The sequence below is a fragment of the Streptomyces sp. NPDC037290 genome (assembly GCF_055603245.1).
Genome location: NZ_JBVJVZ010000002.1, coordinates 738,823 through 762,616, shown reverse-complemented (window position 1 = coordinate 762,616; position 23,794 = coordinate 738,823). Strand labels below are relative to the sequence as shown.

Annotated in this window: 20 protein-coding genes and 2 pseudogenes; 8 read left to right on the top strand and 14 right to left on the bottom strand. The window is 69.1% G+C overall.

Annotated features, from left to right (window positions below):
- Positions 1-38 precede the first annotated feature (38 nt).
- Together ACZ7HQ_RS09165 and ACZ7HQ_RS09160 are read right to left on the bottom strand one after the other, a co-directional pair.
- Complete coding sequence (locus tag ACZ7HQ_RS09165) at positions 39-974, bottom strand: dihydrodipicolinate synthase family protein (RefSeq protein WP_470986664.1); 936 nt, start codon at positions 972-974, stop codon at positions 39-41.
- A gap of 32 nt (positions 975-1,006) precedes the next feature.
- The gene (locus tag ACZ7HQ_RS09160) at positions 1,007-1,792 is read right to left on the bottom strand and encodes an SDR family oxidoreductase (protein WP_470986662.1); all 786 of its coding nucleotides are present in this window, start codon (positions 1,790-1,792) and stop codon (positions 1,007-1,009) included.
- A 220-nt stretch (positions 1,793-2,012) separates the two neighbouring features.
- On the opposite strand from ACZ7HQ_RS09160, the gene ACZ7HQ_RS09155 reads away from it, so the two are divergent.
- A complete protein-coding gene (locus ACZ7HQ_RS09155; protein WP_470986660.1) occupies positions 2,013-3,116 on the top strand; it encodes a zinc-dependent alcohol dehydrogenase in 1,104 nt (367 codons plus the stop codon).
- Positions 3,106-4,284, top strand: coding sequence for a DUF3500 domain-containing protein (locus tag ACZ7HQ_RS09150; RefSeq protein ID WP_470986658.1), 1,179 nt, complete (start codon positions 3,106-3,108; stop codon positions 4,282-4,284). The genes ACZ7HQ_RS09155 and ACZ7HQ_RS09150 overlap by 11 nt, the downstream gene beginning before the upstream one ends.
- A 112-nt stretch (positions 4,285-4,396) precedes the next feature.
- Here the strand turns inward: ACZ7HQ_RS09150 and ACZ7HQ_RS09145 are convergent, their stop codons facing one another.
- A complete protein-coding gene (locus tag ACZ7HQ_RS09145; protein WP_470986656.1) occupies positions 4,397-4,663 on the bottom strand; it encodes a hypothetical protein in 267 nt (88 codons plus the stop codon).
- Positions 4,664-4,835: 172 nt separating this feature from the next.
- Here ACZ7HQ_RS09145 and ACZ7HQ_RS09140 point away from each other — a divergent pair, with 172 nt between their 5' ends.
- Positions 4,836-5,738, top strand: a complete 903-nt coding sequence (locus tag ACZ7HQ_RS09140; RefSeq protein ID WP_470986654.1) for an alpha/beta hydrolase — start codon at positions 4,836-4,838, stop codon at positions 5,736-5,738.
- 46 nt (positions 5,739-5,784) lie between these two features.
- Here the strand turns inward: ACZ7HQ_RS09140 and ACZ7HQ_RS09135 are convergent, their stop codons facing one another.
- The 7 genes from ACZ7HQ_RS09135 to ACZ7HQ_RS09105 form a co-directional block, all read right to left on the bottom strand.
- Positions 5,785-6,423, bottom strand: coding sequence for a TetR/AcrR family transcriptional regulator (locus ACZ7HQ_RS09135; protein ID WP_470986652.1), 639 nt, complete (start codon positions 6,421-6,423; stop codon positions 5,785-5,787).
- A gap of 4 nt (positions 6,424-6,427) precedes the next feature.
- The gene (locus ACZ7HQ_RS09130; protein WP_470986650.1) at positions 6,428-8,029 is read right to left on the bottom strand and encodes a bifunctional 3-(3-hydroxy-phenyl)propionate/3-hydroxycinnamic acid hydroxylase; all 1,602 of its coding nucleotides are present in this window, start codon (positions 8,027-8,029) and stop codon (positions 6,428-6,430) included.
- A gap of 60 nt (positions 8,030-8,089) precedes the next feature.
- The gene (locus ACZ7HQ_RS09125) at positions 8,090-8,644 is read right to left on the bottom strand and encodes a TetR/AcrR family transcriptional regulator C-terminal domain-containing protein (protein ID WP_470986648.1); all 555 of its coding nucleotides are present in this window, start codon (positions 8,642-8,644) and stop codon (positions 8,090-8,092) included.
- 125 nt (positions 8,645-8,769) lie between these two features.
- On the bottom strand, positions 8,770-10,095 hold the full coding sequence (locus tag ACZ7HQ_RS09120; protein ID WP_470986646.1) for an amidohydrolase family protein: 1,326 nt from the start codon (positions 10,093-10,095) through the stop codon (positions 8,770-8,772).
- Complete coding sequence (locus ACZ7HQ_RS09115; RefSeq protein ID WP_470986644.1) at positions 10,092-11,690, bottom strand: FAD-dependent oxidoreductase; 1,599 nt, start codon at positions 11,688-11,690, stop codon at positions 10,092-10,094. Before ACZ7HQ_RS09115 ends, ACZ7HQ_RS09120 begins: the two co-directional genes overlap by 4 nt.
- On the bottom strand, positions 11,687-12,592 hold the full coding sequence (locus tag ACZ7HQ_RS09110) for an alpha/beta fold hydrolase (protein ID WP_470986642.1): 906 nt from the start codon (positions 12,590-12,592) through the stop codon (positions 11,687-11,689). The genes ACZ7HQ_RS09115 and ACZ7HQ_RS09110 overlap by 4 nt, the downstream gene beginning before the upstream one ends.
- A gap of 19 nt (positions 12,593-12,611) precedes the next feature.
- The gene (locus ACZ7HQ_RS09105) at positions 12,612-13,445 is read right to left on the bottom strand and encodes an alpha/beta fold hydrolase (RefSeq protein WP_470986640.1); all 834 of its coding nucleotides are present in this window, start codon (positions 13,443-13,445) and stop codon (positions 12,612-12,614) included.
- 434 nt (positions 13,446-13,879) lie between these two features.
- Here ACZ7HQ_RS09105 and ACZ7HQ_RS09100 point away from each other — a divergent pair, with 434 nt between their 5' ends.
- The 4 genes and pseudogenes from ACZ7HQ_RS09100 to ACZ7HQ_RS09085 all read left to right on the top strand — a co-directional run.
- Positions 13,880-15,184: a PucR family transcriptional regulator gene (locus ACZ7HQ_RS09100; RefSeq protein ID WP_470986638.1), complete on the top strand. Its 1,305-nt coding sequence runs from the start codon at positions 13,880-13,882 to the stop codon at positions 15,182-15,184.
- Between the two features lie 169 nt (positions 15,185-15,353).
- Positions 15,354-16,307, top strand: a complete 954-nt coding sequence (locus tag ACZ7HQ_RS09095; RefSeq protein WP_470986636.1) for a fumarylacetoacetate hydrolase family protein — start codon at positions 15,354-15,356, stop codon at positions 16,305-16,307.
- A gap of 11 nt (positions 16,308-16,318) precedes the next feature.
- The gene (locus ACZ7HQ_RS09090) at positions 16,319-16,960 is read left to right on the top strand and encodes a VOC family protein (protein ID WP_470986634.1); all 642 of its coding nucleotides are present in this window, start codon (positions 16,319-16,321) and stop codon (positions 16,958-16,960) included.
- Between the two features lie 3 nt (positions 16,961-16,963).
- Positions 16,964-17,323, top strand: a pseudogene (locus ACZ7HQ_RS09085) (FAD-dependent monooxygenase); the annotation flags it as partial.
- A gap of 53 nt (positions 17,324-17,376) precedes the next feature.
- Here the strand turns inward: ACZ7HQ_RS09085 and ACZ7HQ_RS09080 are convergent.
- A pseudogene (locus ACZ7HQ_RS09080) lies at positions 17,377-17,575 on the bottom strand (LysR family transcriptional regulator); the annotation flags it as partial.
- Positions 17,576-17,617: 42 nt separating this feature from the next.
- Positions 17,618-18,784, bottom strand: coding sequence for a PucR family transcriptional regulator (locus tag ACZ7HQ_RS09075; RefSeq protein WP_470986632.1), 1,167 nt, complete (start codon positions 18,782-18,784; stop codon positions 17,618-17,620).
- A gap of 154 nt (positions 18,785-18,938) precedes the next feature.
- Between ACZ7HQ_RS09075 and ACZ7HQ_RS09070 the strand changes: the two genes are divergently transcribed.
- Complete coding sequence (locus tag ACZ7HQ_RS09070) at positions 18,939-20,432, top strand: long-chain-fatty-acid--CoA ligase (RefSeq protein WP_470986630.1); 1,494 nt, start codon at positions 18,939-18,941, stop codon at positions 20,430-20,432.
- Positions 20,433-20,524: 92 nt separating this feature from the next.
- On the opposite strand, the gene ACZ7HQ_RS09065 is transcribed toward ACZ7HQ_RS09070, so the two are convergent.
- Positions 20,525-22,726 carry an ATP-binding protein gene (locus ACZ7HQ_RS09065; protein ID WP_470986628.1) on the bottom strand — a complete coding sequence of 734 codons (2,202 nt, stop codon included), beginning with the start codon at positions 22,724-22,726 and terminating at the stop codon, positions 20,525-20,527.
- A gap of 290 nt (positions 22,727-23,016) precedes the next feature.
- Entirely contained in the window at positions 23,017-23,772 is a 756-nt protein-coding gene (locus ACZ7HQ_RS09060; protein WP_470986626.1) for an SDR family NAD(P)-dependent oxidoreductase, read from the bottom strand.
- Between the last annotated feature and the right edge of the window lie 22 nt (positions 23,773-23,794).

The window sequence follows — 23,794 nt, the reverse complement described above, 5'->3', positions numbered from 1 at the left end:
TTACTCGGCCGAGCGTTGCCCAGTACTAGCGCTGCGCGTCATGCCGTGAGTGCGACCCTGCTGTCCTTGCGGGCGAGCCGGGACAGCAGGTAGTCGACCTCGGTGCGGGCGCGCGCCGAGAGCACGGGCCCGGGCTTGCGCTGGGTGTCGGAGGCCAGGATTCCGCGGCGCTTCATGACGTACTTGCGCACGGCCAGGCCGATGCCCGGCTGCTGTTCGTAGCGCAGCAGGGGCAGGTGGGCGTCGAAGACGTCATGGGCGGCGTCACGATCGCCGGCGGCGATGTGGCGCACCACGTCGACGAGGAGCTCGGGAACGCAGTAGCCCGTCATCGCTCCGTCGGCTCCGCGTTCGGTCTCGAAGTCCAGGAAGAGGCCGCCGTTTCCGCACAGGATCGACAGGCGGGGCATCGCTCCCTCGGCTTCGAGTTGCCGGAGCGCGCTGATCTTCTCCAGGCCCGGCCAGTCCTCGTGCTTGAGCATCACGCACCCGGGCGCTGCGTTCGCGATGCGGGCGATGACGGCAGGGGACATGACGACGGAGAACGACAGCGGATAGTCCTGGATCACGAACGGCACGTCCGCGCCGATGGCGTCCGCCGCTCCCTCGTAATAGCTCACGATCTGGTCGTCGGTACGCAGCGTGTTCGGCGGGGCGATCATGACGCCGCCGGCACCGGCTGACATGACCTCGACCGCGAGAGCCCGCATGGCGGCGTAGCCGGGTGCGGAGACGCCCACGATGATCGGCAGATCGGTGCGCTTGATGACGTGCTGGACGATGCGCACGCTTTCCTCGTGGGACAGCTTGGGTGCTTCGCCCATCTGGCCCAGGAGGGTCAGTCCGGTGACGCCGGCGTCTCCGTAGAAGTCGACGAGTCGGCTGAGTGAGTCGAAATCGATTGCGCCTTCCTCGTCGAAGGGCGTTGGTGCGATGGCGAAAACACCATGGGTGTTGCGGTCCAGGGATGCCATTGTTCTGCCTCCTCAGAAATCCGATGTCTTTTTCAGAGGCCGGCGATGAGTCCGCCGTCGACGCGAATGACCGAGCCTGTGATGTAAGAGGCTTGGGCGCTTGCGAGGAAGGTGACGGCGGCGGCGTATTCCCGCGGTTCGCCGTAGCGGCCCACAGGGATCGACGCGACGCTCTCGGCGGACGTCTCCGCGACGGACTTGCCCTCCCGATCGGCCTTGGCCTGGTCGAGGAACTTGATCCGCTGGGTGCCGATCCGTCCCGGAACGACCACGTTGCAGGTGACACCCTCGGCCGCGACTTCCCGGGCCAGCGTCTTGGACCAGCCGAGCAGGCTGCTCCGCAAGGCGTTCGACAGCCCCAGGTTGGGAATGGGGGCAATCACCCCCGAGCTGGCGCTGGTGATGATCCTGCCCCAGCCGCGGCTGCGCATCAGCGGCACGACCCTGTCCGTGATCGCGATGACGGACAGCACCATGGACTGGAAGTGCTTCAGCCAGAGTTCAGGGTCCTGCCCCGCAACCGGCGAGGGCGGCGGCCCTCCCGTGTTGTTGACCAGGATGTCCACGGGACCGAGCGCCCCTTCGACTGCCGCGATGTGCTGGTCGATCGCGCCCAGGTCCGCGAGATCCCATTCCAGGGGCAGGGCCTTCCTGCCCGCCCAGGCCACCGCCTCGGCGGTGCGCTCTGCGGCCTCTGGGCTGATGTCCGCGACGGCGACAGCGGCGCCTTCCGCGGCGAGGGCCTGGGCGATCGCGCTGCCGAGACCCCCGCCTCCGCCCAGTACGAGCGCGGTCTTGCCCGAAATTCCCAGATCCACAGCTTTGCTCCTTGGGCGCGTGGCCCCGTTCGTCGTTTCCAAATGACACTGCCACGAGGTCGTGGTGGGTCTCCAATAGGAATCTCTCGCGACATGCATAAGGGATGCCTATGCGCTGCGAATAGGGAATAGGCGTCGCCGGCGTGCAAGATGAGGTGGGGAACAGGGCCGTTTCGGTTCGATTTCCGACGCATGTTCATGGCCGTAAATGGAGGCCCCTATGTCCTTGCCGGAAACCATGCAGGCCGCGGTGCTGGGCGAGCCCGGCACCCTCGCCGTCACGACGCTGCCCGTGCCGCGGGTGGGACCGGAAGACGTTCTGGTGCACGTCCGCAGGGCGTCCCTGTGCGGAACGGACCTGAAGATCCGCAGCCGGCACTTCTTCAAGGACGGCGGCCCGGCCGCGGGCGAGTTCGTACCCGGCCACGAGTACGCCGGCGTCGTCGCCGCGGTGGGCAGCGCCATGGACGAGTTCCGGGTCGGCGACCGGGTGGTGACGGAAGCCCACCGCGGCTGCATGCGTTGCGCCAACTGCCTGGCCGGGGCCTACACGGACTGCCTCAACTACGGCCTGCGGCACACCGGGCACCGCGTGCAGGGGATGACCGTCAACGGGGGCTTCGCGGAGTACGCGCTCAACCACGTGGCGACCCTCCACCGGTTGCCGGACACCGTGGACTTCGACGCCGCGGTCGTCCTCACCACCGTGGGCACCGTGATGCACGCCTTCGACGTGCTCGACACCCTGCTCGTCGGATCCACGGTCGCGGTGATCGGCCCCGGACCGATAGGGCTGCTCGCGGTACAGGTCGCACGTGAACTCGGGGCCAGGACCGTAGCCTTGGCCGGAACGCGGGAAGCCAGGCTCACCATCGGCAAGTCCTTCGGCGCGGACCTGGTCGTCAACTCCCGGGAGGAGGACGCGGTAGCGGCGGTTCGGGAGGCAACCGGCGGGATCGGCGCCGACATCGTCCTGGAGTGCTCGGGCGCCCCGAGTGCGGTGGACGACGCGCTGCGTATGGCCAAGCGGTCCGGGAAGGTCGTCCTCGTCGGCTTCTTCGAAGAGCCCGTACGGACCGACCTCAACCACGCCGTGATGAACGGCATCTCGATCCAGACGGTCCGCGGCGAGGGCACCGGTTCGGTGGCCCGCGCCGTGGGCCTGGCCGCCCGGGGCCGGCTGCGCACCGCGGAACTGGTCACCCACCATTTCGGGCTGCCCGACGTCGCCGAGGCGTTCGACACCTACGCCGAGCGCCGGGGCAACGCCATCAAGGTCATGCTGGACATCTCCGAGGACCCGGAGCCCACCGGTGACCGGTGACCGAGAGGGCACCGTGCCCGACGCCCTGGCAGCCGGGCGGGAGAAGGCGGCGGCCGCCATGGCCGATGCCGCCACCGTCTGGCTGAACAGCCTGAGCGAGGACCAACTCCCGCTCGCCGCCTACGATTCCCCGCTGCACCCGGATGCGGAGGCCGAGCGGCTGCGCTGGTTCTACACGCCCACCGAACACGGCGGGCTCGCCGTCCGAGACCAGAACGCCCGCCAACAGAGCCTGGCCATGCGGCTGGTCGCCACCGGACTGTCCATCCCGGGCTACGCCACGGTCACCACCGTGATGGGACTGGAGAACGTCCTGGACCAGCTGGAAGGGTGGCGGGTCCACTGGGGCCGGCAGCGCGGACGCGACCCCGGCCTGTACTGGCTGAGGATCTTCGGCCGCCCCGGCGACCGTGTCTGGGCATGGCGGTTCGGCGGCCACCACATCTCCCTGAACAACCTCGTCGTCGCCGGCCGGCTCGTCTCCACGACCCCCTGCTTCATCGGTGCCGACCCGGCCACGACCGAGTTGATCGGAAGCACTCTGCGGCCCTTGCAGGGCCCCGAGGAGACGGCCCGTCAACTGGTCCGCAGTCTGGACATGGGCCAACTCCAAAGCGCCCTGCTCCACCCGTCCGCGGTCTCGGACATCGTCTCCGGCAACCGCCCACGCGTCGAACACGGCGACACGATGATGCACATGCAGGACCTGTGGCGCGGCCGGTTCGCCGACCCTGAGCTGGACCGGCTCGTCGACGACATCGGCCGCCGGGCGGAAGCGGGCAGCGGATACACCGAGAACGATCACGCGCGCGTGGCCATCACCATTCCCCCCAAAGGCATCAGCGGTCGCGACCTGAACAACGAGCAGCGGCACCTGTTGCGCCGGCTCGTCACCCTCTACACCGGACGGGCACCCGAGTTCCTCGCCGACGCCTACGACACCCACTACGCCTCTGACACCGTCCTCGACGCGGTGCATTTCGGCTGGGCGGGCAGCACGGACGCCGGGGAGCCGCACTACTACCGGGTGCAGGACCCTCGCGTCCTCATCGAGTACGACAACACACAGCGGTACGCCAACCACGCCCACTCGGTGTGGCGTGATCTGACCTCCGACTTCGGACTGGACGTGCTCGCCGAGCACCGCGCACACATCGCGCACGAGTAGGACTTACCCGGGCAGCGCCGTAGACGCCCGTACCGCTGGCCCCCACGAAAGAACCAGCACCATGACCACCCTGCCGATCGTTGACGAAGAGCCCCTGCCACGTCACCTTCGCTCACCGTCTGGCGGGGCTGTCGCCTACGAAGCAGGGCTCGGCAGAGCGGTAACGGACTGGCCTGGTCGGCGTGAACAGGGACATGGCCTCGCGGGCGCGGCGCTCTGCCTCCGCCAACTCCTGCACGACAAGCCCGAACGCGACGACGCCGAAGCGGCCGACCAGGGCGCCGAGGATCTGCCGCGCAGGTTCGGCCCTCCCAGCGACGAGGCCCACGAGATCTGCCGGCAACCACTGCCCGACCTGGAAACCGCGGCCGACCGTCAAGGCGCCCCCCTTGAACCCGAGAACCGTGACCACCCGAACGAAAGGTTCGCAGTACATGACACTCCGACGAGCCCTCGCCAGACTGGGCGCCGCAGCAACCCTCGGCGCTGCTACGGCGATCAGCACACGTCGCCGCGCTCTGGCGGCAGTCCCCCGCGAGCTGCGGCACCCAGTGCTCTTCCTCCCCCTGAACTTCGGCAACCCGGTCACTCTGGCCATCGCTCGCCGCATCGTACCCTTGGCGGGAGCCGCCACCAGGCCGGGCGTCCGCGTCGAGCAGCGCACGCTGCCGGCCACGCCCGACGACCTCCCCGTCGAGGTGCTCACCTATCAGACATCAGGCGGCCAAGCGCCGCGCGCAGCGCTGCTTTGGATCCACGGCGGAGGAACCGTCATGGGCGCCGCTCGCCAGGAGAACACCTGGTGCAGCCGCGTTGCCGACGAACTCGGCGCTCTGGTCGTCAGCGTCGACTACCGCCTCGCACCCGAAAATCCGTACCCCGCAGCTTTGGACGACTGCTTCGGTGCGCTCCGCTGGCTTCACGCCAACGCCGCCGCCCTCGGCATCGATCCCGCCCGCATCGCCGTCGGCGGCGAAAGCGCCGGAGGCGGACTCGCCGCCGCCGTAGTCCAGCGTGCCCACGATTCAGGAGTGCCGGTCCGGTTCCAACTCCTCATCTACCCCATGCTCGACGACCGCACGACTCTACGCGCCGACCCTCCCAACAGCGCCATCTACACGTGGACCCCCGACTCCAACCGCTTCGCCTGGACCTCCTACCTCGGCCGCCCGCCACAGGACCTCGACGATCGCCCCTACATCGCGGCGGCAAGGCGTAGGAACCTCGACGGGCTGCCGCCCGCGTGGATCGGTGTGGGCGACATCGACCTGTTCCACGACGAAGACGTCGACTACGCCCGACGTTTGAACGAGGCCGGCGTCGCCTGCGAGCTGCGGCTCGGACCAGGCATGTACCACGGTGCTGATGCCCTGCTCGACGGCAAAGCACCTTCGATGACCGCTTTCCGCGCTGCCGCCCTCGACGCTCTGCGAACTGCCCTGGCAAAGCCCTGACCGCCCCGGACATGCCGAACCGGCCTCGACGGCCAGGCCGGCTCGGTCAGTCGAGAGCGGGAAGGGGGCGCCGGGCGACTTCGCGTGCTTCCTCGCGAGGGAGACCGAGCATGCACAGGATCATTTCCGCCATGTCAGCCGCGGCTTCGTCGCCGCCGACATCGGGGCATGCGGACTTCAGTTCCAAGAGGGCCAGCCGGCCTCCACCGAGCGCCGAGAGGGCGACGAACGGATCGGGCACGTCGAAGCGGCCGGACGCAACGCCTTCCTCCACGTCCCGCAGGGCGCGGGGGGCGAGGCCAATCTCGGAATGGATGTGTTGCAGGCCACGATGGCGCAGGATCTGGGTCACTTCTGGATGGGTCCTGGCCAGCCGGGCGGCGATCCGAAAAGAGGCGGCCATGACTTCTGCCGGGTCCTGGATGCCGTGCACGTGCTCGTCGATGGCCTGACCGTACTCGTGAAGGGCGTCGGCCACCGCTGCGTCAAAGAGCTCTGTCTTGGACGTGAAGTGGTTGTAGAAGGAGCCGATGCCGACGTCGGCGCGCTCAGCGATGGCCTGGATGCTAGAGCTGGTGTCACCTGACTCTGCCAGTATCTGGCGGGCTGCACGGATAAGTGCCTGTCGGGTCTCGGTGCGGCGGCGTTCAAACCGGTTGCGAGCAGGCGGAGCCGAGGCGGACATATAGCTATTTTCCGTCCCGTTGGGGCGCGATCTGCCGCTTCAACTGATCCAAGACCTCCTCCAGACGCTCACCAGACAGGCTCGCGTAGACGTAGTTGTCTGGACGGACGAGCAGGATGGGATTGCGCCGAAACAAGGGGCGGGCGACACCTTCAACGTCCTCCAGGACGTCAGACCTCGCGCCAGGACGTGTCGGACGCCTTCCCGCTTCGGCGAGAGTCACGAAAGTCGCGCGCAAGACAGTCTCTGCAAGGTGCCGGCCGCGAGGCGACAATGATTCCCCCGGGTGGTCGCCCCAGCCGATGATGCGCCACCCGGTTCCGGCAACGTCGTCGAGAAGGCGCTCTTCACCCTCGAAGGTCCGGACGGTCGGTTGAGGAAACAAGCGCCCGACCGGCGAGAGAGGTGAGGTTCGGCCGGACAAGAGGCCTCGGCGATAGCGGGCCGGCTTGCGCCATCGGCCCTGTCGAGCGGCAGCACGAAGAGCTGGGATCCGCAGGACCGTCCCGGCCACCACGTCTCGGGCTGCGGCTGCCTTCGCAGACCCGAGCGTGGTCAACTGCCCAGCCCGGACGGACAGGTTGGTGATCGCCTCCGCGTGCGGTCGCCGTTCGGCTTCATAGGTGTCGAGGCTTTCCAGTGGTGCACCCGAACGCAGCACCGCCGCCACCTTCCAGGTGAGGTTGGTGACGTCGCGGATACCGGAGTTCAACCCCTGTCCGACCATCGGCGGCATGAGATGGGCCGCATCCCCGCACAGCAGGACTCGGTCGACGCGCCAATGACTTGCGCACTTGGCTCGGAAGTCGTAGATGAGGTGGCGCCGGACCTCAGCCGTGTCAGGATCCGTGTCCCGCCCGATGATGCGTCGCGCTGCCTCTACGGACAACATCTCGTCGCGGTCTTCGCCGGGCATGAGTTTGCGTTCCCAGCGGTGCAAGCCCGACGCGAGCCGCCCGGTCAGACGAGGCGCCGCAGGGTCGAGCCACATCTGGAAGTAAGGGATGTGAGGGATCGGTTCCGGGAGTTTCGCGTCGATGACGATCCATGTGTCGGTGAAGTCGGATCCGACCAACGTGGCTCCGATGAGCTGGCGTACCTTGCTGTTGGCGCCGTCGCACCCCAAGACGATGCTTGCTCGCGCTTGTCCGAGTGCGCCGCGTGCATCAAGGAACTCGAGGTCGACACCGCCACTGTCCTGGGTCAGGCGAGTGACGGTGTGGCTGAGGCGTACATCGGCCCTTCCGGACTCCGCAAGCGCCGAGCGCAGGTGTCGATCAAGCGCAGGCTGGTGGATCGGAGTGATCCACGGATGGCCCTGAGGTTTTTCGGTCGGAAGGGTCGTGACCACCACCTTGCCACGCGGCGACATCCACTGCGCACCGCTGCCCGGGAGCATGTCAACAATTGCGCGCTCGTACACTCCGGCCTTTTGCAGCGTCCGCATTGCCTCGCCGTCCAGGACGCCGACGCGAGGTTCCGGGTAGACGTCGGCCTCGCGCTCGAGCGCCAAGACGCTCAACCCTTCTCTGGCGAGCAGCAGCGCTGCCAGTTCACCCACGGGCCCGAGGCCGATCACGGCGACGTCAAAGTTGGGTCGGTTCATGAGTCCGTCCTTGCGAAGGGGTTCTGTTCGACGTTCAGATGGCTCGTCTGCTGTGTCGGGTCAGGTGCGGGCGGCAAGCCTGGCTTCGACGCCGTCGAGAAGTGACTGGAGTCCGAAGGACACATACGGGCGAGGGGTGGCTGCGAGGGCGGCACCGATCGCGAACGTGACGACGCTCTGGGCGGCTTGCTCGGCGTCCTGCCTGGTGAGGCCGGACGCCTCGCAGACCGCGAGCAGGTGCTCGTCATGGCGGTCCCTGGCCGGGCCGTCGAGAGGCCGGATGGTCATGGCGGCCAGCAGCCAGGGGTGCCTGAGAAGCATCGAACGCAGGTTGTCGGCCATGGCCAGGAGGGCCGGACGCCATTCGAGGCCGTCGAGATCGGGGAGAGGTGTCTGCCGCCAGACGGTGTCAGCGGCCAGCAGGAGCAGATCGTGTCGGCTCTTGACGTGCCAGTAGAGTGCCGCCGCGGTGATGCCGAGACGGCTGCCGAGTCTTCGCATGGTCAGAGCCTCGATGCCGCCCTCGTCCAGAAGGGCGATGGCCGCCTGGATGATCTGTTCCTGGTGCAGAGCGTCGCGGGGCATCTCCGCGGTAGTTGGGATGGGGCTGCTCACGGCACCTTCTTGCTGTGGGAACGAGGCCGCGGCGTGCGGCTCTTCGGGCGCGTGGCCATCGCGCCGACGAGGACGGGGTGTCGTGCGCGTCGGCGCGGTTCATGCGTGGGGGCCGCTGCGGTGTGTCAGCCGGGAGAGCCCGCGGGCCTGATGCTGTGCAGCAGCCTTTCTCCGGACTCGCGTAGCTGGTCCTTGACCTCGTCGAGGCCGGGTGCGAGCAGGACGTGATTGCGTTTGCGCCAGGTGCCGGCGACCATCACGGCCTCGATGTTGGCGATGTCGGCATGCAGAGCCGTGGCGACGGGGTCGTGTGCCGGCCACAGGTTGAGCGCCCGGGCGTCGACGGCGACCAGGTCGGCCTGCATGCCCGCCTCGATCCGGCCCACCTTGTCTGCCAGGCCCAGTGCCTTCGCTCCTTCGACTGTGGCCCAGGCAAGCGCCTGTTTGCTGGTGACAGACGGTGTGTTGGCGTACATGCCGGTCGTCTGCCGGTGGTGGGCGTGGTCCAGGCTGCGCTGGTGGGCCAGGGCGATCCGGGCGGCGGTGAGGACCGATCCGGGTACGGCGGTATCGATGTCCGTGCCCAGGGAGGGTGCCGCGTCCAGGCTCAGCAGGGATCCGGTGATGGGGGTGCCGTGACCTTGGCCGAGTTCGTTCTCCGGGGTGGTGGTGAAGGTGACGCCCGCTTCGAGGAGCGTCTTCAGCCAGTCGTCGGGCAGGTCGATCCCGTGCACGACGTTGGTCAGGGGACTGAAGAGCCCGGCGTCGCGCACGGCTTCCCAGCCGGGTCCGGGTTCCCCACCGCTCTGGTGCATCGAGACGACGAGGCCGCGTTCCGCGCCGGCCTGGAAGTCGGCCACCGCGGTCTCGGCGGAGGAGTACTGCGGCCCCTGGAGGGCCATGCCCAGCGTGAGGAGGGCGTGGTCGCGGACGGGGCCGTCGAGCAGCCGGTCGATCTCGGCGAGCGGGTGGGGGGTCTCCGGCGAGCGGTAGGGAGTGCCGTGCAGGAAGACGGCGCGGATCCCGGCCTGGACCAGTCCGTCGACGGCCGCGTCGGCGTGCTCGGCCGACAGGGCGTTGTGGCACCAGTCGCCCACCGTGGTCGTACCGCAGTTGAGCTGGTTCAGGGCGCCGGCGAGATTGCTGATGTGCATGTCGGCCGGGGTGTAATGCCCGACGCACTCGCCGTGCAGGTGGGTGAGGTATTCCATCAGCGTCCAGTCGGCGCCCGCGGAGCGCAGCGCGGTCTGCCAGGTGTGCAGGTGGGCGTTGACCAGACCGGGGATGATGACGCGGCCGGAGAAGTCGACGACCTCGGCGTCGGGCGCCTCGATGTCCTCGCCGAGGGCGGCGATGCGGTCGCCGTCGACGAGGATGTCGACATGCTCGGCGTCCGGCCGGTCCGGCGTCATCGTGATGACCTGCGCCCCGCGCAGCAGTATGCGGCTCATTCAGCGGCCCCCGAACCGGGGAAGGTGTGGCTCTGCTGGGACATGGTGCGGGTCCTTGCCTGGGGCGTCATTGCCTGCACGGCGGCTTGTGTGGCGGTGAGGAAATCCCGAGTGGCTATGTGCCCGATGTAGCCGTCGGGACGGATCAGCAGCAGCGTGTCGCCGGTCAGGCCGTAGGCACTCCGCAGCGTGTTCTCGGGGTCGGAGAAGGCGCGACCGTCGCCCGCGGCCGGTCCGGCGGTCAGCCGCTTCAGTCGGGCGCCCGTCGTCGGCCAGTCGAGGAGTTCGAGGTCCCGGGCGGCGCCGGGGCCGTAGGCGATGGCGGTGAAGTGCGGTCCCTGGAAGAGGGTGAACAGGCGGGTCTTGGCGCCGTCGGCGCCGAGCAGTCGGGCGTCCGGGGCGCGGTCGCCCACGTGCAGCGTGCTGGTGTCGCCACTGTCGCCGTCGGCGGGGGCGAGCGGGCCGCCGTAGTAGGTCAGGGAGAGCTGCTGCTCGTCCTTGCCGCGCTTCATGCTGGAGGGGTCGAGCTTGGCGATGCCGCCCCATTTCTCCGTGGACAGTCCCAGGACCCCGGCGGCGATCGGCTGCCGCTCGGCCTCGTAGGTGGCAAGGAGGGCCGGGTCGGCTCCGGCGAGGACCTGGCCGAGCTTCCAGCCGAGGTTGTAGCCATCCTGCATACCGGTGTTCAGGCCCTGGGCGCCGGCCGGGGTGTGGACGTGCGCGGCGTCGCCGACGAGGAAGACACGTCCGCGGCCGTAGTGCTGCGCAAGACGGATGTTGGGCCGGAACACGGACTTCCAGTGGATCTCGTGCAGCTGGATGTGCCGGTTGCGGGTGTGGGAGTGGATCCGGTCGATGATGGCGCCGATCTCCTGGGGCGGCTTCTCGTCGGGCGTGAGCCGGATCATCCACTGGAACATGTCGCTGTCGGGGATCGGACAGGCGCCGATGAGCTTGCCGCCGAGGCCGGGCCACATGTGCCACCGGTTACGGGCCAGGCCACTTACGGAGGCATCCACGATCAGCACGCGGTCGGACTCGTCCGTCGTCCCCACGAAACCGATGCCGAGCTGCTTGCGCACCGCACTGGAGCCCCCGTCGGCCCCCACGGCATAGCGGGCGACGATCTCCTCGACCCCGTCCGCGCCCACCACCTTGGCGACCACCGCGTCCTCGTCCTGCGTCAGCTCGGTCAGTTCCTTTCCGAACTCGACCTCGCGGCCGAGCTCACTGAGCCGGGCGTGCAGGGCGCGGTCCGTGCGGAACTGCGGGATCAGCCAGGTGTTCGGGTACGGGACGTCCGGGGTGGCCTCTTTGTGGGGGAACATCTTCCACGGCACACCGATGGGTCCTGCATGGATCCCGAGCTTGGGATAGATGTCGCCGCCGGCCAGCACGTCGTCGAGAGCGCCGAGGTCTTCGAGGACTTCGAGGCTGCGGGGCTGGATGCCCTTGGCGCGCGAGCCGTCGAAAGCGTGGGGGGACCTGTCGACGATCCGGACGTCGAGTCCGCGGCGTACGAGGTCGATCGCCAAGGCGGAGCCAGATGGGCCGGCACCGATGATCAGTACGTCGATGGCCTGCGGACGGTTCATGAGTCGAGCCTTTCGGTGCATGCGGACACGAACGAGACGAGCTGATCGGCGACGTCGCGAGGCCGTTCGAAGGGGGCCATATGCCCGCATTTGGTAATTACATGATCTTTCTGCGGCTTCAACAGAGCGCGCGCCGTGTCGAAGTGCACCAGCGGCGTGACGTCGTCCTCGTCGCCCCACAGCAGCAGCGTCGGAATGCCCAGTGCCCCCGCCCGCCGGAAGAGGTCGTCACGGCCGGTGAAAGGCAGGTGCTGCAGGGTGTCGAAGACCGCGTACAGCGAGCCCTCGAAGCGGAAGGCGTCCAGGACCATGTCGGTCAGCTTCGCGCCGAGCTCGGGGTCGCGGACGTTGTGTCCCAGGTGTCCTTGAAGTATCTGTGGGCCGCGCCACCGGGCGATGAGGCCGGCCAGCCGGTCGTTGCGCAGCAGCCGGTTGGGGGAGGCCAATCGTGGTTTCGCGAGACCGGCGGGGCCGACGATGGTGAGCGTGGACACCGACGCGCGGTACTGGGCGGCGTACGTCATGCTGACCAGCGCGCCCATGGAGGTGCCGACCAGGTGCAGGGGCCGCGCCGTCAGGCCGAGCCGGTCCGTCAGCTCGGCCAGCTGCCGCGTGAACAGCGTCTCGTCGTATCGCGCCTGTACCCGGTCGGAGTAGCCGCGTCCGTAGGCGCTGCAGGTCAGCGTGCGCAGCCCGCGGGCGTGCAGCTCGCTGACGAGGCCGTCCCAGTAGAACAGGGGGATGGTGAGACCGCCCGCCATCAGGACCACTTCCCCGTCCTCGGGCCCCGTCAACTCGTAGTGGGTGACGCCGTCGGACAGCTCGATGAAACTGCCGCGCAGCGCCCCCCGCGAGTCGGCGGTGAGCTTGCGGTCCTCGCCCGGGGCGACGAAGTACTTCATGGAACGGGCCTCCTTGCCCTCAGTTCGCGGGGGTGTCGGCGCAGGAGCCGAGGAACTTCGCGACCGCGTCCGCGACCCACTGCGGTTCCTCCTCCGGCAGCAGATGTCCGCCGTGAGGGTGGACGAGCTCCTGGGCGCCGGGGATGTCGCGGGCAAAGTGCTGGCCGTCGATGCTCGCGCTGCGCAGCACCAGCGTGGGCACCGTGAGGCGGGGGATCTGCGCGCTGCGGTCCGGCTGGTCGGTGTTGCAGAAGTCGACGAAGGCCGAGCGGTTACCGGGGCGGCTCATGAGCTGATAGGCGCGGTCCACCATGGCGTCGTCCACGATCTGCGAATACGGCCCGACGGCCTCGCGCAGGTTGCGCTCGATGGCCCCGCGCGGCATCACCCGCCTCAGCAGGGGCCGCACCAGCGGGTTGCGCATCAGGCGCATCCCCGCGGGCACCGTCTTCTCCGGGTAGCCGGTGGCATTGACCAGTACCAGGCCGGTCAACCGCTCCGGACGATCCAGAGCGAGGTTCCAGGCGATGTTGCCACCCAGGGAATTGCCGGCCAACGCGTAGCGCGGCACGCCCAGCGCCTCCAGGAAGCCCGCCACCGTCGCGGCGTACGCCGGGATGCGGTAGTCGCGGTCCTTGCGCGGGCCCGTCAGTCCGAACGCCGGCAGGTCGGGACGGATGACATCGAACGAATCCGACAGCAGATCCGTCGCGCGGTCGAAGTGCTGCAGGGATGAGGCACTGCCGTGCAGCAGTACGAGTGCCGGGCCGCGCCCAGCACGCTTGTAGTGGATCCGCAGGCCGTCCACCTCGACGAACCGGGAATCAGGCTGGGGCTCAGACCAGGTACTCATAATGGCTACACTGTTACCGATATAGTGGTCGTGTCAAGTGGAAGTCCGCGCGTGTTACGGCCACCGGTGATCTTGAGCGAGGAGGTGGATCAGTGGGTACGCCGCGCTGCCGGTCGTCCGCCGGTCCCGCCGGACCGGATTGCGAGATGAAACAAGCCGTCGACCGGGGCGCCTGCGCGACGACGTCACAGCCGAGACGTTTGCCATGACGACCGTCGGCCCGCTCGTCCACCAGCGCTTTCTCGTGAGTGCCAGGCTCGGGTCCGGCTTCGTCTGCGCCTGGCTCCTGCTGAGCGGGCGGCGGTGGGAATCGAGCCTCCATCAGACCCGGAGCGCTTCATGTCTGGTGTCTGTTGTAGTTGATGACGGAGGGTGCGCTCGGCGGCACGGACTGGTCGCTGCGCTTCAGTCCCGGACGGAGGTGGCGAGGACCAGTGGGCGACGTGGGCGGATGGATTCGCGACCTCGCGCCGCGCGGCCGGGATGCGTTGTCCCGGTCGGTGCTGCCCTCGGCCCAGGTCGACCGGCTTGTCGACCGGGTCGGCGCGGGTCCGGTGGCCTGGGCCGTCGAACTTGCCCACGGCATGACTGATCACGTGACCACGCAGATCCCGCAGCTTGGCGTGGACGGCCTCGTGCAGGAGCTGCGGAAGGGATGTGAGGCCGTCGCGTTGAGCATCGTGGCTGCGCTGGCCGAGAATACCGAGGTCGTGCCGGAGCCTCCGGCGGAAGCGCTCACGGGCGCTGTGGAGGCTGTGGGGCGGGGCGTCGGTGTCGAGCACCTGTTGCAAAGCGTCCAGCTCGCTCATGCCTACGCCGTCAGGGAGCTCCTGGCCGAGGCCGAACGACGCCTGCCTGCCTCCGACCGGTTCGCGGCGGTGGGGCACGTCTCGGAGGTGCTGTTCACGATCGTCAACCAGCTGTCCGCCGAGATGACTCGCGAGTTCTCCCGGGCCCACGCCGCCTGGGTGACCAGTTCGGCCGCCGTGCGCATGGAGCTGGTGCAGGAGGCCCTCGACGGAAAGCCGGTCGCTGCCGATCATGCGCACCGCGTCCTGGGCTACGACCTCACCCGCCGGCACACCGCCTTCGTCGTGTGGGCCGACGACCTCGAACAGGCCGATCCCGGCCGGTTGGCAGGGTGGGCCGAGCAGCTGCTGCGGGCGGGCGGAGCGACGGGCACCTTGATCCTGCCTGTCGGCCGGCAACGGGTGTGGGCGTGGGGGTCCAGTGTCCACGGTGCCTCGGTGGCGCCGCCGACATCGACGAGCACGCCCCGGTCCGGGATTCGGGTGGCGGCCGGGCTGCCCGAGTCCGGCGTCGAGGGGTTCGCGTCCAGTCACGGTCAGGCCCTCGATGCCGTCCGGGTCGGGATGCTGTCCCGCACCGACCGGTGGCTGTTCGACTACGCCGAGCTCGACGTGATCGCCCTGCTCAGCACGCATCTCGATGAGACGCGCCGGTTCGTGCACCGTGAACTGGGTGGACTCGCCGGATCCGGGGAGCCTGCCACCACCTTGCGCACCACTCTCAAGTGCTACCTGGACACGGAACGGAGCCTGAACACGACGGCTGAGCTGCTGCACGTCGCGCGTAACACGGTTGCGTACCGCATCCAGCGGGCCGAGCAGCTGCGGGGCCGGGAGATCAAGGTCCGGCGGATGCAACTTCAGGTTGCGCTGGCGCTCGCGGAGGAGTTCGGCGACCTCGTGTTGAGCGAACAGGCCACCCTGCGCTGACGGCCCCTTTGGACTTCGGTCCATCGGCGGCAGGCCGGTTTGCACCGCGGACCAAGCGCCGCGAAGGCTGTGTCCGCTGCACTGTCGGCATGTACTTCGGTTACAGGCCGCGATCGCTCGCACCGGCGCCGGCCTCGCTGGTGTGCCGCCGCCCCACGGGGGAACGCGCATGGTGATCCACCTCGCCCGCTACCGCCTCGACGACGAGATTCGGTGGGCGACCGTCGGCGACGGTGGCCTGTCGCCGCTGGCCGGCAGCTACGCCTCGACCGCGGACCTCATCCGTGACGGCGCCGACGACTGGCGGTCGGCCGCTCGGCGACCTGCCCGAGTGCCGACCGAGTCGGTGGAGCTGCTGTCCCCGGTGACCACGCCCTGCCGCGTCCTGTGTCAGGGCGCCAATTACCGGCAGCACGCGATCGAGTCCGGGATGGATCCCGACGCGCGGCCCTTCAACCTGTTCTTCGACAAGACGGACGCCGCGGTCACCGGTCCCGACACGCCCGTCACCCGGCCGGCCCACGTGCGGCTGCTCGACCACGAGATCGAGCTCGCCCTGGTGCTGCGCAAGCAGGTCACCCAGCCGGAGACCGTCACCGCCGAGAATCTCCACGAGTACGTCTTCGGCATCACCATCGCCGACGACCTCTCCGCCCGCGACGTCCAGCTCCCGCAGGGCCAGTACCTCAAGGGCAAGAGCTACCGCGGATTCTGCCCGGTCGGGCCCTATCTCGCGGTCCCGGAACCGGGCGAGTTCCCGCTCCTGGACGACCTGGAACTGCGCCTGGAGGTCAACGGCGAGCTTCGCCAGCACGACAGCACCCGCAACCTGCTCTACCGGCCCGCTGAGACTCTCACCGAGCTGACCACGTTCTGCGACCTCAGTCCCGGAGACCTGCTGCTCACCGGCACCCCCCACGGCTGTACCGCGACCACCCCGCCGGCGCTGGTCCGCCGCCTGGCCACGGCGCTGCTACCGGAGGACAGGCTCTGGCGGATGTTCATCCGCTCCAACCTCCGCAAGCCCTACCTCCAGCCCGGTGACCTCGTAACCGCGAGCATTCGCAGCCCCGACGGCTCCATCGACCTCGGCCGCCAGCACACCACCATCACCACATCCTGATAGGACCGATCATGGAAGCCGCCAAAGAAGTCGGCACCCACAAGCCCGCGTACGACACCGCGCCGGCCTTCGTCGCGCACTGGGTCGTCAAGACCGCCCGCCGCGACGAGATGATCACGTGGTACCGCGTGGTCTTCGGCGCCCGCGTGGTTCACGAGGGCCGGCAGGTCACCTTCCTCAGCTGGGACCACGAGCATCACCGGCTGGCGCTGGTCACGGTGCCGTCTGTCCTGCGCTACCTCTTCCCGCTGGCACGGCTGCGGCGCAAGCTTTACGGGATCGACCACCTCGCCGTCCAGTTCGCCTCGCTCGAACGCCTGCTCACCACCTACGAGCGACTCAAGCGGGCGGGCATCCACCCGGTCTGGTCCATCAACCACGGGCCGACCACCTCGCTGTACTACGAGGACCCCGACGGCATCCGCCTGGAGTTCCAGGTGGACAACTTCCCCACGACTGAGGCCGTTGCCGCCTTCTTCGGCAGCGAGGAGTTCGCCGCCAACCCGATCGGCACCGAGTTCGACCCCGACCACCTGCTTGAGCGGCTGCGCCGCGGCGACGACCCGGCCGAGCTGCTCCGGCCCGGCGCGGGCACCCCGCCCGGCGCCACGCCACGGGCCAACAGACGAGCGGTCACCTGGAAGACTCTCTAGGCCATGCGCACCGCACCGGTCGTGATCGCGGGCGCAGGCCCGACGGGAAGCCCCCTCGCACCACTGCTGGCCCGACACGGTATGCCCAGCACGTTGCTCGAACGCCGCGAGCAGCCCCTGATGCACCCTGCGGCCCACATCATCAACGCCCGCTCACTCGAGATCTGGCACCACACGTCACCCCGGCTGGCCACGGAGATCACCGCGCTGGCGCCGCCCATAGACACGATCAACATCATCCGCTGGTGCTCACGGCTCACCGAGTCGCTCGGCGAGATCGACCTGCTGTCGGACCCCGACCGTCTTACCGACCTGCAGGCGAATAGCCCTTTCCTGATCGCCCACATCGGACAGCACCAGCTCATGCCTGTGCTCTGGGCGGCGCTGGAGCGGGAGCCGCTCGTCGACTTCCGCCGCTCCAGGAACCGGGCACCGGCAGGTGTGAGTTCGAACCCGGCGGGTCGACCGGGTCAGAAGTTTCACGCCGAGTTCCGTCTCCAGCTGTTTGATCTGCTGCGACAGCGGAGGCTGGGCGATGTGCAGACGTTCCGCGGCGCGCCCGAAGTAGCACTCCTCGGCGACGGCGACGAAGTAGCGGATGTGCCGTAGCTCCATGCGGGGAGCATAAGGTCGCGGTTCCCGGCCCATACCGCCTGATCAGTGGGGAAGGACGCGCAGGGCCTCCAGCGCCGCCCCGAGATCGGCCAGGGTGCGGGGGTCGGACAGGGAGCGACCGGTCAGTTCCTCGATCCGGCGCAGCCGGTAACGGACCGTGTTCGGATGCACGAACATCCGCTCGGCGGTCTCCTGTGCCCGACCCCCTGCGGCGAACCAGTGGCGGAGAGTCTCCAGGAGGCGCGTCCGGTCGTGCGGGGGCAGAACGAGCACGGGTCTCAGGATGACGTGCACCAGGCGGATCGCCTCCTCGGGCGCCGCCGCGACGACCATGGCCAGCGGATGGTCGTCGAACCGGGCCACGCCTGCCGACTCCCCGGCCAGCCCGGCAAGCGCCAGCCGTGCGAAGCGCAGCGCCCGGGGGGCGTCGCCGAGCGAGTCGAACAGCGGGCTGATCCCCATCCGGGCGCGGCGCCGCCGCAGGGTCCTGAGGCTCAGCGTCTCGGCGTCCGGCACGGCGAGGGACAGCACACCGATCTGCTGGTCCAGCATCAGTCCCCAGGCCGAGGGCACGTGAGCCTCGCGCAACGCCGCCTCGATCCCGGGCAACGCCTCCTCCCCCGCCCCGAGGTCCGCGGCGACCACCACCGCATAGGGTCCGTCCTTGGGCAGCCCGAGGTGGCGCGCCGCGCCGTCGAGGCCGGCGCGGTCCGTGATGTCGCCCCTGCACACTGCCTCGACCAGTGCTGAACGTCTCGCCTCGCGCTGCCGGCTCAACTCGGTGGAGGTCTCCCGGTATGCGGTGGCGAGCACCTCCGCGTACCGGCCGAACAGCATCCAGATCTCCGAGGCTCCGGCTGCGAGCTGGGCCTCAGCCACCTCGGGGTGGCGCCGGGCTTCGTCGAGGATGCGCGCCCACAGCGAGTCGAACGCGATCCGGTAGGCCTGCAGGGTGTCCACGAGCGGGACACCCTGCTCGGCGCGGATCCGCCCGGTCTCGCGCGCCGGGCGGGTGTCGGGCTCGCTGCCCTCGGCGAAATACGCCAGGACGACGCGCGCATTGCGTTCAAGGGAAAGTCGAAGCGATTCCCCAGGAACAACCGAATCGTCGGCGTAGGAATCAACCTCGGCACGAATGCGCACCTCCAACGCCTCACTGAATTCGCGAAGGCGCTCCTGCAGCAGCGAAGCGACACCGGAGAGGTCCATCTCCGCAGCTTAGGGCGGTGTCCTTGTTCCTGGGAACAAGCAGTCCAGAGCGATGCTGTATGTGCCGCCATAGAACCCTCCTCGTCACGGGCGGCAGCATGCCGCCAAGCATCGCTGGGACGCGCGGTGCACGTAGTCGCAAGAGGAGACAGGCATGCCCAATCTCGCGGAGTTCCTGGTGGCGACGGCCGCCCGACAGCCGGAGCACCCGGCGCTGCGGCTGGGAACGGCGACCATCAGCTACGCGGAGCTGGACGAGGCGAGCGCCCGAGCCGCCGCTCTGCTGCGTGCCGAGGGGGTCCGGCCCGGCGACCGGGTCGCCCTGATGCTGCCCAGCTCACCCGAGTTCGTCATCCTCTACTACGGCATCCTGCGCGCCGGCGGCATCGTCCTGCCGCTGAACCCGCTGCTCAAGGAGCGGGAGGTCGCCTACCACCTGGGCGACAGCGGTGCCGTGCTGCTCTTCGAGTGGCACGAGGCGCCGGGTGAGGGCGACAAGGGCGCTGCCGCCGCCGGCGTGCGGCATCTGATCGTCGAGCCCGCCGACTTCGCCGAGCGTCTCGGGCGGCACGAGCCCGATCGACAGGTCGCCGCGGTCGACGGGGACGACATCGCGGTCCTGCTCTACACCTCCGGCACCACCGGGCGCCCCAAGGGCGCCTCGCTGACCCATGCGAACCTGCGCCACAACACCGAGATCATCGCCACCGACCTGGCCAGGATGAGCTCGGACGACGTGGTGGTGGGCTGCCTGCCGCTCTTCCACATCTTCGGCCAGACCTCCGCCCTCAACGCCGCGGTGAAGAGTGGCGCTCTGCTCGTGCTCGTCCCCCGGTTCGACGCGGAGACCGTGCTCGACATCCTCGCTCGTGAAGCCGCCACCGTGTTCCAGGGCGTCCCCACCATGTACGCGGCGCTGCTGCAGCACCCAGCTGCAGCGAACGTGGATGTGCCCACCCTGCGTACCTGCATCTCGGGCGGGGCCGCGCTGCCGGTGGAGATCCTGCACGGCTTCGAGCGCCGTTTCGGCTGCACGGTGCTGGAGGGCTACGGCCTGTCCGAGACCAGCCCCGCCGTCTCCTTCTGCCACCCCGACCGTCCGCGCAAGCCCGGCTCGGTGGGGAGGCCCGTCCGCGACGTCGAGGTACGGCTGCTGGACGCCGACGGACAGGAAGTGGCCACCGGCGAGGTGGGCGAGCTGGTCGTGCGCGGCCCGAACGTGATGAAGGGCTACTGGAACCGTCCCGAGGAGACGGCGGCGGCCATCCCCGACGGCTGGTTCCGCACCGGTGACATGGCCCGGCGGGACGAGGACGGCGACCTGTACATCGTCGACCGCAAGAAGGACCTGATCATCCGGGGCGGCTACAACGTCTATCCGCGCGAGATCGAAGAGGTCCTGCACGAGCACCCCGCCGTCGCCCTGGCCGCCGTCGTGGGCGTGCCGGACGACAAGCTCGGTGAAGAGGTGGCCGCCGCGGTCGTCCTGCGCCCCGGTGCGCAGGCCACGCCGGAGGAGCTTCAGGAGTTCGTCAAGGAGCGGGTGGCGGCGTACAAGTACCCGCGCCGCGTGTGGCTGACCGACTCCCTGCCGACCGGGCCCACCGGCAAGATCCTCAAGCGGGAGATCACCGCACCCAGCGTCTGAGGAGAAGGGATGAGGGCCTCCGAGCAGCTGTGGCGGCTCGGAGGCCCTTACGTCTGACTGGCGACAGCGGTCGGAACCGGGTGTGGTCGGCGCTATCCGATCCCGCCCGTACGCCCGGCGAACTGTGCGCGTCGCCGGGCCATCCACGCGGCGATCTGGGCCCGCGAGGTGAACCCGAGCTTGGCGAGGATCCGCTCGACGTGACCGTCGGCGGTGCGCTTCGCGATCACCAGCCGATGGGCGATCTCCCGGTTGGACAAGCCGGATTCGATCAGGGCGGCGACCTCCAGCTCCCGCCTGGTGAGTGGCTCGGTGGCATCGGCGCGCCGGGCCACGGCCGTACTCCCCTCGGCGCCCAGGGCCAGATCGATCACATCCCGCAGGCGCCACAGCGGAACGGAGGGCTCGCCACCCCCGGAATCCGGCAGATCGGGCCGGTGGGCGCAGTGGCGTTCCGCGAACTCCGAGAGCTGCGGCCCGAATGCGGCGATCGACGTGCCGAGGGAACGCCACACTCGCCGTGCCGCCTCGCACAGGGCGGCCGCGCGGTCCACCTCACCACGGTCGTAGGCCACCCAGGCCAGCAGGTCGGTGCACAGGGCTACGCCGAGCCCTTCGGACGGGAGCTGAACCCGCAGTGCCGCACGGGCCGATCGCTCCGCCTCCTCCAGGTGGCCCAACGTCCACTCGGCCAGGCCTTCAGCCCAGAGGGAGAAGGTGTGGGCGGACTTGTCTCGGTACGTCTCGCACAACGCCACCGTGCTGCGGCTGAGCTCCACGGCCTCGGCTGCCCGGCCGGCGCAGGCGAGCGCGGTGGCGAGCATATAGCGAGCGGCGAGTTCCAACTCACGATCACCGCGGTCGCGGTGTCCGTCGACAGCGGTCCGCAAGCCCTGCACCGCGGTGTCGGCGTCCCCGGTGAAGAGCGCCCACAGCGCCCCCCAGTGGGTGACACGCAGCTTCACGCCGGGGTCGTCCAGTTCCTCGGCGAGGTCCGCGAGTGTGCTGAGCCACCGTGCGGCACTGCGGTGGTCTCCCTGGATCAACGCGATCCAGATCATCACCCACACGCCCTCGGCCCGCTCCGGCGACGGCGCGGTGACCGCGGCGAGTGCCGCCTCCATCCGCGTCCGGCCGTCGGCGAGGAACCCTCCGGACAGCCAGTGGTAGCGCAGCCGTGCCATCAGGCGCAGAGCGGCTCGTTCCTCCCCCGGAGTGGAGAGGCTCCACTGCACTGCTGCGACATGGTCCGCGTGTTCCAGGCGCATCCGCTCCAGCAGGGCCTCCTGCTGGGGACCGCACCACTGGTCGAGGACCCCCTGGGCCCGGCGCAGCATCACGTCGCGATGTCTGCGCCGCAACTCGTCCGCTTCGCCTGCCTGTTCGGCGTGTTCGGCCGCGATCTCACGGACGGGAGCAAGCAGGCGGTACCGCATGGTGCCGACGTCGCGCTCGGCCAGCAGGATCGACTGCCCGACCAGACGCTCGATGGAATCGACGACGACGTCGGGGTGCAGTTCGCCAAAAGCGCAGACCTCTTCGGCGAGCTCAAGATCGAAGGTTGCGGGAAACACCGACAAACGGCGCCAGAGGATCTGCGCGGTCTGCGGGCAGAGCTGGTGGCTCCAATCCACCATCGCCCGCAGTGATCCGTGCCGCGGCCGGGACTCGGCGTCCGGCGCGGTCAACGATGCCAGTCGCCAGCCGAACCGTTCCACCACCTGCTCAACGGTCAGCGCTCGCAGTTTCGCTGCTGCCAGCTCGATGGCCAGCGGTATGCCTTCCAGTAGTCGGCACAGCTCGACCACGGCCTCAGCGTTGTCCTCGGTGACATCGAACTCGGGATCGACGGCATGCGCCCGCTCCACCAGCAGGCTCACCGACCCGTCCGCGATCAGCTGCGCAGCCGGGGTGGCCGGTTCGGGCACGCTCAGTGGCAGCACCGGCCGCAGCACCTCCCCCTCGACACCGAGGGGTTCCCGGCTCGTGGCCACCACGCGCAGCTGCGGAGCCTCGCGCAGCATGACCGGCACCGCCGCCCGCACGGAATCCAGCACGTGCTCGCAGTTGTCCAGAACCAGCAGCAGTTTGCGGTTGCTCAAGAAGGACAGCAGCTTCTCACGCGGTTGCGTGGCGGACTGATCGTTGATGCCCAAGGCGCTGACCACCGCGGACTCCACCTCCGCGCCCCCTGCACCGATGCTCAGATCGGCCAGGCGGACCAGCCACGCGCCGTCGGGGAAGCCGACGCGAGCTCGATAGGCCAGTTCCAGGGCCAGCCGCGTCTTACCCACACCGCCTGCCCCGACGAAGGTCAGCAACCTGGATTCCGAGAGTGCCCTCTGTGCGACGTCGAGATCGCTCCTTCGTGCGATCAAGCGATTCAGAGACGGACCGACCCGGTTCCCTCCTCGTTGAGGGGATGGGGCGCTAGTCATGCAGAGATCCTAGGCGAGTCCAACCCGAACACCACCCCCTTGCGGGCCTGATCAATGCCGGCGACCATCCACTCTTACAGACGACCAGCAGTCTGTACGAGTGGCAGCTGAACAATCTCAGAGCCGCAATGGGCAGATCCGCCCTCTCACACTCGCCGCACGTTCATTCCCCCGTCGATCACGGTGGCGGTGCCGTTGACGAACGAGGCGCCCTCCGAGGCCAGGTAGGTGGCCAGCGAAGCCACTTCCCCGGGTGTGCCGAGTCGTCCCTGCCCTCGGGTGATCAGATCCTTCAGCGGCGTTCCGGTGGCGGCCTCGAACTCTGTGAAGGCGCGCTCGATCATAGGGGTCTCGATGAAGCCGGGACAGATCGCGTTGGCGCGCACGCCAAGGTCGCGCAGCTCAAGCGCCATCACCTCGGTCATGCGGACGACACCGGCCTTGACCGCCGCGTAGGCGCCGAGCAGGGGGAACCCGACGACGCCGGCCAGCGAGGCGATGTTGACGATCGCGCCGCCGCCGTCCGTCAGCGCGGGAACCGCGTGCTTGTAGACCAGCCAGGTGCCCCGCAGGTTGACCGAGTACATCCGGTCGAACTGGTCCTCGGTCATTTCGTGGAGGGGACCGAAGTGCTCGACACCGGCGTTGTTGACCAGCACGTCGAGTCCGCCCAGGGCACGCGTGGCCTCGGCGACCGCCGCGGCCACGCTGTCGCCGGAGCGGACGTCGCAGGTGACGCCGACGGTGTCGTGGCCGATCTCCAGGGCTGCCTTGTCGGCCCCCTCGATGTCGGCGATCACGACGCGGGCACCCGCGGCCACGTACGCCTCGGCGACCGCGCGGCCGATGCCCCGGTGCGCGCCCGTCAGCAGCGCACGCTTGCCCTCCAGAATTCCGGTCATTCTGATTCTTTCCTCTCCGGTC